Consider the following 11,342-nt stretch of genomic DNA (forward strand, 5'->3'; position numbering starts at 1 on the left):
GCATGACGGAGCCGGCACCGTCCCTGGCCGAACTGGCCGAACTGTTCGGCATCGCCACCAATTACCAGGACTGGGCCGGTGCGCGGGTCGAGGTCCCCGAGGCCACCCTGATCGCCGTTCTCGCCGCATTGGAGGTGCCCGCCGGCACCGCGCCGCAGCGCCGCGCGGCGCTGGCCGGCCGGGACCGCGCCTACTGGGCCCGCCCCCTGCCGGCCACCATCGTGGCCCGCGCCGGAGCCGATATCCCGTTGTGGGTGCACGTCACCCACGGCCACCCGGCACGGATCTGGGTGCAGACCGAGGACGGCAGCAGCCGGGACGCGGCGCGCCAGCTCGACAACTTCACCCCGCCGTTCGATCTGGAGGGCCGCCTGATCGGGGAGGCCAGCTTCGTGCTGCCCGGGGATCTGCCGCCCGGCTATCACCGGGTGTGGCTGGCCTCGGGCGACCAGCGGGTCAGTACCGCCTTGATCGTCACCCCGGCTCGGCTGGGCCTGCCACCGCGGCTGGGTGCGCGCCGCGCCTGGGGTCTGGCCACGCAGTTGTACAGCCTGCGCTCGCAACGGTCCTGGGGCGTCGGCGACCTGTCCGACCTCACCGATCTGGCGGTGTGGTCGGCGTCCCGGCACGGCGCGGACTACCTGTTGGTGAACCCGCTGCACGCGGCCGCACCGACCGCCCCGATGGAGCCCTCGCCCTATCTGCCGACGTCACGGCGCTACGTCAACCCGCTGTATCTGCGGGTCGAGGCGATCGAGGAGTTCGCCTACCTACCTGATCGGCAACTACGGCGGGTCCGTGCGCTGGCCGGGTTGCCCGCCGAAGCCGACACCATCGACCGGGACAGCGCCTGGACGGCCAAGCGGGCGGCGCTGGAACGGGTGTATCGGGTGCCGCGGACACCCGGGCGCGAGCTGGCGTTCGCGGCGTTCTGCGCCCGCGAGGGCACCGCCCTGGACGGCTTCGCCACCTGGTGTGCCCTCGCCGAGCAGTACGGCGCGGACTGGCATCACTGGCCGGCGTCCCTGCAGCATCCGGCCGGTCCCGAAGTCGCCGACTTCGCCGCCGCCCAGCACACCACCGTCGATTTTCACCGCTGGCTGCAATGGCAGCTCGACGAGCAGCTCACCGCCACCCAGACCCGGGCGCTGGGGGCCGGGATGCGGCTGGGCATCATCGGGGACCTGGCGGTCGGGGTGCACCCGGACGGGGCCGACGCGTGGGCCTTGCAGGACGTCCTGGCACCCGGTGTCACGGCCGGCGCTCCTCCGGACGCGTTCAATCAGCGCGGTCAGGACTGGTCGCAGCCGCCGTGGCGACCCGACCGGCTCGCCGAGCAGGAATATCGGCCGTTTCGTGCCCTGATCGCCGCGATGCTGCGGCACGCCGGCGGGGTGCGTATCGACCACATCATCGGGCTGTTCCGGTTGTGGTGGATTCCCGACGGCGCACCGCCCACCGCGGGCACCTACGTCCAGTACGACCACGAAGCGCTGGTGGGCATCGTCGCGCTCGAAGCGCACCGGGCCGGGGCGCTGGTGGTGGGTGAGGACCTGGGCACCGTGGAGCCCTGGGTGCGTGACTACCTGGCCGACCGCGGCATCCTGGGCACCTCGATCCTGTGGTTCGAGCGTGACGCCGCCGGGCGGCCGCTGCCCGCGGAACGTTGGCGCGAATACTGCCTGTCGTCGGTCACCACCCACGACCTGCCGCCGACGGCGGGGTATCTGGCGGGCGACCATGTCCGCCTCCGCGCCGCGTTGGGCCTGCTCACCCGCTCCGTCGAGGACGAACTCGCGGCGGATCGGGGTGAACGGGAGGCGTGGCTGGCCGAATTGCACCGCGTCGGGCTGCTCCCCGGCGACGAACCCCGCGGTTCAGCGAGGCTCGCGGCAGGCGAGGCGGAACCGGGACCGCCGCAGGAACCCGCCGGCGGTGCGCAGGCCATCGTCGCGCTGCACCGCTACCTGGGTCGCACCCCGTCGCGGTTGCTGGCGGTGGCGCTGACCGACGCGGTCGGTGACCGGCGCACCCAGAATCAGCCCGGCACCATCGACGAATATCCCAACTGGCGGGTGCCGCTGGCCGGCCCCGACGGCGTCCCCCTGCTGCTAGAGGACGTGTTCAGTGACAGCCGGGCGGCCACGCTGGCGGAGGTGGTCCGCGGCTGCGTCGACTCCGCCGCGCCCGCCCGATCTGACGACCCAAGGTCACACAGCTAATTCACAAGGAGTTGTGACCAACCTCACCGGATGCTCGACCGGGGGTGCCGTGCGGTCGACCGTGCCTGAAATAATCGCAGACGCGGATTATTTGTCATCTTTATTCCGCAGACACGGATGCCGAGTAGGGCTATCGACTCACCGGGCCCCTGGTGAAAGAATGTGCTGGCCAGTGCGAGTCGCCGACCGCGACACAGCCCCACCCGTGACCGCGATTCGCATTTTATACAGGCTGATTCGTGTAAATTATGGTCGTCTGCCGGGCGCCGAAGGAGGCATGAAGGTGAGCCTTGATCGCAAGGACATTGCAGCATCGGATCGGTCACCGGGGACGGCTACCGGTACCCCGGTGATCGACCCGGGGTACCGCCATGAGATCCACGATGCCCACGACGAAATCGACGTGGCCGGCTACGGCGGCGGTTTCGACCTCACCCGGCGCGCGACCGCTCCCCGGCTGCGGGTGGGTAAGGACAAGTGGTTCAACCTGCTGTGGCTGCTGCCGATCGGTTTCGTCGGGATGCTGGCGGCGGTGGCCGTCGGCAAGGGCCTCTACAACATGCCCGAGATCCAGAGCTTCATCGCGAAGTACCCCGGTAGCAGCGCATCCACCGAGGTCCCCGGGGGCATCCCGGCGTGGGCCGGCTGGACGCACTTCTTCAACCTGTTCCTGATGATGTTCATCATCCGGTCCGGGGTCCAGATCCTCTGCGACCATCCGCGGCTGTACTTCAGCCGCAACTCCACCCCCGGCAAAGACGAGTGGCTGCGGGTGGGACCGCCGGTGCCCGAGGGGTATTGGACCGCCAACGACGACACCGTCGCCCTGCCCCCGCAGCTCGGGCTGCCCGGATTCCGGCACTCGATCGGGCTGGCCCGCTGGTGGCATCTGGGCGCCGACGTGTTCTGGCTGCTCAACGGCATTGTCTTCTACGTGCTGCTGTTCAGCACCGGCCAGTGGCGGCGCATCGTGCCGACCAGTTGGGACGTCTTCCCGCACGCCGCCTCGGTCGGCATCCAGTACCTGGCGCTGCAGTGGCCCGACGACCACACCTGGACCAACTACAACGCGATGCAGTTGCTGTCCTACTTCGTCACCGTGTTCATCGCCGCACCCGCGGCGCTGATCACCGCGCTGGGGATGTCACCGGCGTTGTCGATGCGGTTCACCTTCATCAGCAAGCGGCTGAACCTGCAGCACGCCCGTTCGCTGCACTTCTTGGTGCTGGTGTACTTCCTGATGTTCATCATGGTGCACGTCACGATGGTGTTCGCCACCGATGCGTTGGACAACCTCAACCACATGTTCGCCGCGCGCGGCTGTTCACCGGGCCCGACGTGTGGCTCCGGCGGGCACAGCTGGGTCGGCTTCGGCGTGTTCTGCGTGGCCATGGCGGTGGTGGCCATCGCCTGGGTGTGGGCGACGCCGTTCACCATCAAGCACCCCCGCGTCGTGCAGCGGGTCGGCTACGCGCTGGTCGGCCCGTTCCAGAAGATGCTCGAGGTCGCCAACCCCAAGGCCGGCGCCTTCACCGAGAAGGACATCTCGCCGTACTTCTGGCACAACGGCCGGCTGCCGGAGACCGTGGAGTACAAGGAGCTGGAGAAGAACGACTTCACCGACTGGCGACTGACGGTCTACGGCCTGGTCGAGAACCCGACGGAGTTCTCGCTGGAAGACCTCAAGGCGCTGCCGTACCACGAGCAGATCACCCAGCACATGTGCATTCAGGCCTGGTCGGGTGTGGCGAAATGGGGCGGCGTGTCCATGCAGTCGATCATGGACGTCGTCAAGCCCAAGCCGGAAGCCAAGTGGGTGGCGTTCTATTCGATGGGATTCGGCGCAACCGGCGGGATCTACTACAACGTGCACCCGCTCAAGCAGATGGGTCACCACCTGACGATGCTGGCCTACAGCATGAACGACGAGCCGCTGAGCTACGGCCACGGCAAGCCGCTGCGGTTGCGCAACGAGCTGCAGCACGGTTTCAAGCAGGTCAAGTGGATCAAGGGCATCGAGTTCCTGGAAAGCTACGACGAACTCGGTAGCGGCTACGGCGGCTACAGCGAAGACCACAAGTACTTCGGTCGTCACCAGACCATCTGATCGATCGGCGCGTTTCCCGCACCCGGGTGCGGGTAACCCCCTGCTGTATGCGCGGTGCCCGGTGGGCACCGCGGAACGAGCAGAGGAGACACCATGGGCGACACCGCTTCCGATCCCGTCGACCATCACCGCACGACCCGCCCGCACGCCGGCGAGTCGATGAAGGACCCGGCGCGCATGCCCGGCCTGATCCTCATCGCGATCGCCATCGCCGCGGTCATGTTCGGCATTGCCGGGTTCGCCGCCGGACAGGTCAGCTGGGGCGTGGTGGCCGCCGTCGTCGCACTGGTGGCGGTCGTGTGCGGGTTGGTGTGGACCGTCGCGGAACGCCGCCGGGCCCACGCCCGCCCGCAGCAGCCGCCGCCCCCGGCCCCTTAGATGCCGGTCCAGGCGGAGTCGAGTTGCTCGGCCACGTCGATGGTCTGGGCCGCCTGGGATTGCGGCTTGTCGATCTCATCGGCGACGTGCTTGGCGATGAAGCGCCGGATCTCCCCGTCCACACCGCCGATGATCCGCAGGATCTCGCCCCGGATGGACGACGAGGACACCTGCACGGTGATGTCGGATGGCCGCGGCTTGGCCACGTCGATGATCAGCAGCAGCGGCTCGGCGGCGCGGGCCGTCGCCCGCAACGAGATGTCACCGGCGACGGTGAACCGCTGCTTGTCCACCCACAGGTCGACCAGCAGGTCGATGGTCAGCGGGATGTGGATGGCGAACGTGATCTGCTCACCGAGGTTGCGGGTCACCTGGGGCTGCTGAATCTGAACGTCGGCGCTGATCTTGGCGATCCGGCCCGGGCCCTGCGCGATCGGGGGCATGCTGAACTCGTCGCCGGCGATGCTGGCGAAGGCGTCGGCAACTCGCTCCTCGGTGACCGCGACCTCGAAAAACCGTCGGCCGAACTCTTCGTAGGTCAGGGACTCGCGCTGCATAAGTCCCAGATTCTCACGTCCGTCCGGCGAACACCGGTTGATCCGGCTCGATCCGGCGACGCGTGTCCGACACGTGCCTACAGGCGCCCGTCGACACGTAACTGCGGGTGCACCCAGTCCGGCGACCGCCGTTCCTTGAACGCCCGAAAACCCTCGACCGCCTCGGGTGCGCCCAGGCTGGTGCTCATTGCGATCCGGTCGAACAGCCCCAAATACGCGTCCAGGCTGGACTTCACCACCGCGCGGGCCCCCGGCGCCGTCCGGCAGCACTGTGCCAACACCTCACGCGCGGTGTCCAGCAGGTCCTCGTGGGCGACCACCCGGGTCACCATCCCCCATTCCAGTGCTTCCTGCGCGCTGAGCACCCGACCGGTGAACATCAGATCCCGGGTGCGCACCGGCCCGATCAGACGGGCCAGCATCTGGCTGTAGTAGGTGTCGGCGATGCCGCGGAACAGTTCGGGCACCCGGAACGTCGCCCGATCGCTGACCACGGAAACGTCACTGCACAAGGCGATCTGCAGGCCACCACCTTGGCAGAGCCCGTTGACGGCCGACACCACCGGTTTGACCGAACTGCGCAGCGCGTCGAACGGGGTGATGTCCATGCCCAGCCCGGAACCGAAGCTGATCCAGTCGTCAGCGCCGCCCCCGCCCATGTCGCCGCCGGGCGCGAAAACGTCACCGCTGCCGGTGATCAGCAGCCCGGCCAGCTCGGCGTCCTCGTTGACCCGGCCCACCGCGTACCGGATGCCGAAGTACATCGCCGGGGTCATCGCGTTGCGCGCCTCCGGACGGTCCAAGGTGCACACCGCGATCGGGCCTTCGCGCCGAAACGACAGGTAGGGCGTGCCCAGCCAATCACCGTCCGGCGGTTTCGGGGTGTTCGGCGGCTCAGCACTCACGGGGCGACGCTACAGTAAGCACTTCAGTATGGTCAACGGAGCCGATGCGCTCCGACGCGCAGGTAAGGATCGACGATGGCAGAAGCCGAGGACTGGGCCGAAACGCTCGCCGATCTCGACCGTCGCCGTCAGCAGACCCGGGCGATGGGCGGCGAGCAGCGGCTGGCCAAGCACCGCGGCACCGGCAAGCTGGACGCCCGTGCCCGCATTGACGGGCTGCTGGACCCGGGCACGTTCCGCGAGCTGGGCACCCTGGTCGGTGGGGAGATCGCCGCCGACGGGATCGTCGTCGGGGCAGGGCGCATCCTCGGCGCCCCGGTGATGGTGGGCGCCGAGGACTTCACCACGCTGGCGGGCAGCATCGGTCCGGGCGGCAACGCCAAACGGCACCGCATCGCCGAACTGGCGCTGCGCGATCGAGTTCCGTTGGTGATGCTGCTGGAGGGAGCCGGATTCCGGGCCAGCGGCGGGCATTACGGGCGCAGCCCGACCGACCTGCTGGCCCAGGCCCGCTGTTCTGGCCGGGTCCCAACGGTTGCCGCGGTGCTGGGGCCCTCGGCCGGCCACGGCGCGCTGGTCGCCCCGGTGTGCGACTTTCGGATCATGAGCGCCCAGGGCGCCATCTTCACCGCGGGCCCGCCGGTGGTCAAGGAAGCCACCGGCGAAGACATCTCCAAAGAAGAGCTCGGTGGTCCGGAGGTGGCGCTGCCCAGCGGGGTGATCCACAATGTGGGCGCCGACGACGCGGCGGTCCTCGCCGATATCCGCCGCTACCTGTCCTACTTCCCGGCCAGTGCCTGGTCGTACCCGGCGGCGCTGCCCGCCGACACCCACACCGGGTCGCGGCCCACCCCCGAGTTGCTCGACATCGTGTCCCGCGACAACCGCCGCATCTACGACATGCGCGCGGTGCTCGACGTGGTCTTCGACCGGCCCGACTGGTTCGAGGTGCAACCCCGGTTCGGGCGCGCAATCATCTGTGCCCTGGCCCATCTGGGCGGACATCCGGTCGCGGTGGTGGCCAACCAACCGCGGGTGCTGGCCGGATCCATCGACGCCGATTCGGCCGACAAGGCGGCGCGGTTCATCACGGTGGCCGACTCGTTTCATCTGCCCATCGTCTTCCTCGCCGACAACCCGGGCATGCTGCCCGGCAGTCGCTCCGAGCGCAGCGGCGTGCTGCGCGCCGGAGCCCGGATGTTCGCCGCCCAGACCATGGCGAGCACGGTCAAGCTGCATCTGACGCTGCGCAAGGCCTACGGTTTCGGGTCGATGGTGATGTCGCTGCTCGGGTTCGACGACCAGTCGGCCACCTTCGCGTTTCCGGGCGCGACCATGGGGGCGATGAGTGCGGCCGCATTGAGCCGGGCCTCGCATGCCGGCGAGGATCTGTCCGCCAAGCTGCGCGACGCCGAGTTGCAGGCGTCCTACCGCTCCGCCGAGCATCTCGGCTTCGACGAGCTCATCGACCCCCGCGAAACCCGCGACGCCCTGCTGTCGGCGCTGCAGCGTGGCCTGTGCAGCCGGCAGGCCGCACCCGAGCCGGTCAGCCGGATCGGCATCATGCCGTGAAAGAACCGCAGCCACAGGATATTCGCGAGCTGACCAGCGATCCCGACGCCTACGCCGCCGAGTTGCGGCGCCGGTGGGGCGGGTTGTTGAGCTACCGCTACATCGGCCGCCGCTATGCCGCCATGGACCTGGGGCCCGTCGACGACACCGTCACGGTGCGCCGCGACATGCGCAACCCGACCGGCGGACTGCTGCTGTCGGTGCTGGGCATCGCCTCCCCCGAGGGCGGCGGCATGTCGGATCTGGAGGCGGTGCCCAATCCGGTGATCCACTCCTGCCAGATCCTGGATCCCGGCCGCGATGTGCGACGCATCGAGATCGTGTCGGCGACCCTCAAACGAGGGCGTCAGCTGGGCTACAGCCGCTCAACGATCGTCGATGCCGATAACCCGGACCGGGTGCTCGCCCTGACCGAGGGGCAGGGCATCAGCATCGGTGTACCGCCCGACGGTTTGCAGAAGATGCCGGCGAACCCGCTGGACATCGTCGACTCCCCCGACCTTCCCCCGCTGTGGCGGGTGTTCGGCGGGCACCGTCGCAACGGGTGTTGGGTGCTGCCGGAACTCGCGACGCAGCTGGCGTCGCCGGACGCCGCGCTGCATATCGGGCCGCAGTTCGTCATTCTGGAGACGGCCGCGATGGACGCGGCGGCCACCGGCACCGGAACGGATCGGCTGCAGGGGATGTCGTCGCACGTGATGTTCATGGCCCGCGGCAAGGCCGGGCCGTTTCGGGCCGAAGGCGAACTGCTGCCCGGCGCCGACGGTGCGGTGGCGGTGCGGGTGATGCTGTACGACGAGGGCGCCGACGACAAACCCATCACCGCTGCGAGCTACCTGTTCACCTCCCGCGAGCGTGCGTAGTTGTACACGACACGCCGGGTTCGCCTGGCATTCTGCGCACCCTCGGCAGGAGATCAGGACTCGCGGTAGGCGCTGACGATCGGCTCCAGCTCATCCGGCGTCGCGCCGTGCAGGATCACCGCGTCGGCGCCGTAGTCGAACTCGCGGCGGATCCGCTCGACACACTGCTGGGCCGAGCCGGTCGCCGACGGCTCCAGCCATTCATCCGGGATCAGTGTGGCGATGTGCTCGATCTGGTCCGCGGTCGCCTTGTGGTCGATACCACCGGGGATCGACGTCACCACCGCATCGGCCCGGAACCGTTGCAGCACCGCCGGATCCCAGCCGTTGGTCTTCACCAGCAGGTCACCGTAGCCCTGCAGATACGTCGCCAACCGGGCCACCGTCTTCTTCAGCCGCAGCTGCTCGGGCAGATGATCGCCCACGGTGGCGAAACACGACCACACCCGCACCGCGTCGGGGTCGCGGCCGGCCCGCTCGGCGGCATCCTTGACCGTTTTCACGCTGCGCGCCAGAGTTTCCGGGGTGAAGTAGGTGTGCAGCACGACATCGTCGAACAGCCGGCCGCCCAGCTCAAGCGTGTTGGGCCCGAACGCCATCAGCCCCAGCCGGATGTCCTCGCGGAAGTCCGGATCCAAGAACAGCACCTGGTACTGCCCCATCGGCCCGTCGTGGTTGAAGATGACCTCGCCGCGCCACAGCCGGCGCATCACCTGGGCGAAATCCTCCATCTGCGCGGTCGTGACCGACGGGATGCCGAACGCGGCGTACATGGCCGCCACGCCGCGCCCGATGCCCAGGGTGAAGCGTCCACCGGACAGCCGGTGCATGGTGGTTGCCCACGACCCGGTGATCAGCGGGTGGCGGGTGTTGTGGTTGGTTGCGGCAGTGGCGATCTGCATCCGGCTGGTGACCGCGCAGGCCGCACCGGCCAGCGATGACGCTTCTTTGACGTTCCAGCGCTCGGAGATGAACGCGGTGCCGAAACCCAGCTCCTCACCGCGACGCGCCTCGTCCATCAGCGAGGCGGGTCCCTCGCCGCCGGCACCGGCGAGCAGGTAGTAGCCCAGCTCGTCGAGTATGCGTTCGCTCACTGTCTCGTCCCTTCGCTGACCGCGGCCAGGAATCGTTGCGTCTGCGCGTGTACCTGCCGGGAGAATAGGTGCCCGACGTGGCTGCCGTCGTGCCAATACGCCGTACCGCCCCACCGCTGGTGCAAGACCTCCGCGGGATCGGGATAGGCCATCCGGTCGTGTCGCGCCGCCACGATCAGCCGACGCTCCGCGGGCGGGATCGGGTCGGTGCTCAACGGGTCGACGACCGATGTCAACGCCGTCGCGACCTCGGACTGCATCGCCTCGCTCACGTCGCGACCGGCCTCTCCCCACTGCCACAGGTGGCGGCCGATCATCGCGTTCAGCCCGCCGATCGGCGTGTACACCGCGACCGCATCGACCGCGGGTTCCAGATGCGACACCAGGGCCGCCACCGGGCTGCCCAGCGACAGACCCGATACCGTCACCGCGGTCGCCTGCGGGCGCAGCCAGCGCACCACGGCGCGCACCTCGGAAACCGCGCGCATCATGCCGGCGGTGTTGGCCAGCGGGTCATGGCCCGGATAGGCCGGCCGGGCACTGCGTCGCGCACCGTGGCCGGGCTGCACCGGAAGGGCGATATTGAATCCCAGCTCGCGGTGCAACCGTTCGGCGCGGGCCACCAGCAGATCCGACGCCCCGCCCTGCCCGGCGCCATGCACCCACACCAGCCACGGCCGCGGGGCCGTGCCGTTCCGCACCAGCCTGACCTCCGCGGTCGCCGGCCCGCCCAGGTCGGCCAGCGACGACGGCAACCGCGGGTCGTGGTCGAAGCTCAGGACGTCATAGCGCAATCGGCCGAGTCGCCGGCGCCGAATCGCCTTCACCCGCAGCGGCTCCGGATCGGTGTGCGCCCCCTGAATGCCGAGCCCGCACAGCTGCTCGGCGGCGGGGACACAGGCGCGCAGCGGGCGGGTCAGCGCCGGCGCGGGACTGAACAGCGTGAAGGCGGTCAGGGCGAGCTCGTCGAGTGCGACCTCACCGAGTTGCCGCAGGCCGCGAGCTGACCGCGGACTCCAGCCCGGCGCGGCGCGCAGCGCGCTCACCGAGCGGGGCACCACCGCGGCCAGGTGCACGAGCTGTGGACCGCGCTGTGTCACCATCACGGTTCGACGAACCGCAGGATCGTCCGGGTCAGGTGCAGCGTCGCGATCCGCCATGCGCCGTCCCACTTTTCGTAGGTCTCGTGGTAGTGGCCGACGCCGTGTAGTTCGCGCCCGTCGGCGAAGATCAGCCAGTCCTCCATCGCCCAGATGCCGGTCGCGGTGCCGGCCGAGGTCAGCGTGATCTCCGGGGTGTGGCAGTGGTGCTTGGTCGCAACGCCGTCCAGGCTGGCCAGTACCTGCGGGACGAACGTGTCGGCGCCGTGCACCGGCGGTGCCGTCATGGGGTCGGCGCCGCCCACCGACACCGCCATGTCCAGGGTGACGACCAGGTCGTCGACGAATATCCCCCGCCAGCCCTCGGCGTCCTTGGTGTCCAAAAACCGGCAGTAGCGGGCCTTGAGCTGCCTGATCGCCTCGAGTTCGTCGGCTGCGGCCATCCGTGTCCCTCCATCGATCCACCATCCGGTCTTGCCCGCTCCGGCAACACCTGCTGAAATGGTTACAGTAATGCATTTAGTAGATACTCGCGAGGTGTGGA

The 11,342-nt window shown here is 69.1% G+C and carries 10 protein-coding genes; 5 read left to right on the forward strand and 5 right to left on the reverse strand.

The features are described 5' to 3' along the window. The first annotated feature begins 2 nt into the window (after positions 1–2). The 3 genes from malQ to AC5Y36_RS11440 all read left to right on the forward strand — a co-directional run bounded on the left by malQ (position 3) and on the right by AC5Y36_RS11440 (position 4,707). Positions 3–2,222, forward strand: coding sequence for a 4-alpha-glucanotransferase (gene malQ, locus AC5Y36_RS11430; RefSeq protein ID WP_500041012.1), 2,220 nt, complete (start codon positions 3–5; stop codon positions 2,220–2,222). Positions 2,223–2,505: 283 nt separating this feature from the next. Next, on the forward strand, positions 2,506–4,329 hold the full coding sequence (locus AC5Y36_RS11435; protein ID WP_500041013.1) for a molybdopterin-dependent oxidoreductase: 1,824 nt from the start codon (positions 2,506–2,508) through the stop codon (positions 4,327–4,329). 93 nt (positions 4,330–4,422) lie between these two features. Beyond that, complete coding sequence (locus AC5Y36_RS11440) at positions 4,423–4,707, forward strand: protein UsfY (protein ID WP_500041014.1); 285 nt, start codon at positions 4,423–4,425, stop codon at positions 4,705–4,707. Here AC5Y36_RS11440 and AC5Y36_RS11445 read toward each other — a convergent pair. Together AC5Y36_RS11445 and AC5Y36_RS11450 are read right to left on the reverse strand one after the other, a co-directional pair. Beyond that, the gene (locus tag AC5Y36_RS11445) at positions 4,704–5,264 is read right to left on the reverse strand and encodes a hypothetical protein (RefSeq protein WP_500041015.1); all 561 of its coding nucleotides are present in this window, start codon (positions 5,262–5,264) and stop codon (positions 4,704–4,706) included. The genes AC5Y36_RS11440 and AC5Y36_RS11445 overlap by 4 nt on opposite strands. Before the next feature lie 77 nt (positions 5,265–5,341). Then, positions 5,342–6,169: an enoyl-CoA hydratase/isomerase family protein gene (locus tag AC5Y36_RS11450; protein ID WP_500041016.1), complete on the reverse strand. Its 828-nt coding sequence runs from the start codon at positions 6,167–6,169 to the stop codon at positions 5,342–5,344. Between the two features lie 75 nt (positions 6,170–6,244). On the opposite strand from AC5Y36_RS11450, the gene AC5Y36_RS11455 reads away from it, so the two are divergent. Together AC5Y36_RS11455 and AC5Y36_RS11460 are read left to right on the forward strand one after the other, a co-directional pair. Next, positions 6,245–7,741 (forward strand): acyl-CoA carboxylase subunit beta, encoded by a 1,497-nt coding sequence (locus AC5Y36_RS11455; RefSeq protein WP_500041017.1) that lies wholly within the window; start codon positions 6,245–6,247, stop codon positions 7,739–7,741. Then, positions 7,738–8,604, forward strand: coding sequence for a hypothetical protein (locus tag AC5Y36_RS11460; RefSeq protein ID WP_500041018.1), 867 nt, complete (start codon positions 7,738–7,740; stop codon positions 8,602–8,604). The genes AC5Y36_RS11455 and AC5Y36_RS11460 overlap by 4 nt, the downstream gene beginning before the upstream one ends. Positions 8,605–8,657: 53 nt before the next feature. Here the strand turns inward: AC5Y36_RS11460 and AC5Y36_RS11465 are convergent, their stop codons facing one another. Genes AC5Y36_RS11465 through AC5Y36_RS11475 form a run of 3 tightly spaced genes read right to left on the reverse strand, consistent with a single transcriptional unit; the run spans position 8,658 to position 11,241 of the window. After that, the gene (locus AC5Y36_RS11465; protein WP_500041019.1) at positions 8,658–9,698 is read right to left on the reverse strand and encodes a TIGR03857 family LLM class F420-dependent oxidoreductase; all 1,041 of its coding nucleotides are present in this window, start codon (positions 9,696–9,698) and stop codon (positions 8,658–8,660) included. Further along, entirely contained in the window at positions 9,695–10,801 is a 1,107-nt protein-coding gene (locus tag AC5Y36_RS11470; RefSeq protein WP_500041020.1) for an alpha/beta hydrolase, read from the reverse strand. Before AC5Y36_RS11470 ends, AC5Y36_RS11465 begins: the two co-directional genes overlap by 4 nt. Then, on the reverse strand, positions 10,801–11,241 hold the full coding sequence (locus tag AC5Y36_RS11475) for a nuclear transport factor 2 family protein (protein WP_500041021.1): 441 nt from the start codon (positions 11,239–11,241) through the stop codon (positions 10,801–10,803). Before AC5Y36_RS11475 ends, AC5Y36_RS11470 begins: the two co-directional genes overlap by 1 nt. Between the last annotated feature and the right edge of the window lie 101 nt (positions 11,242–11,342).

It is taken from the genome of Mycobacterium sp. NGS50 (assembly GCF_059812545.1).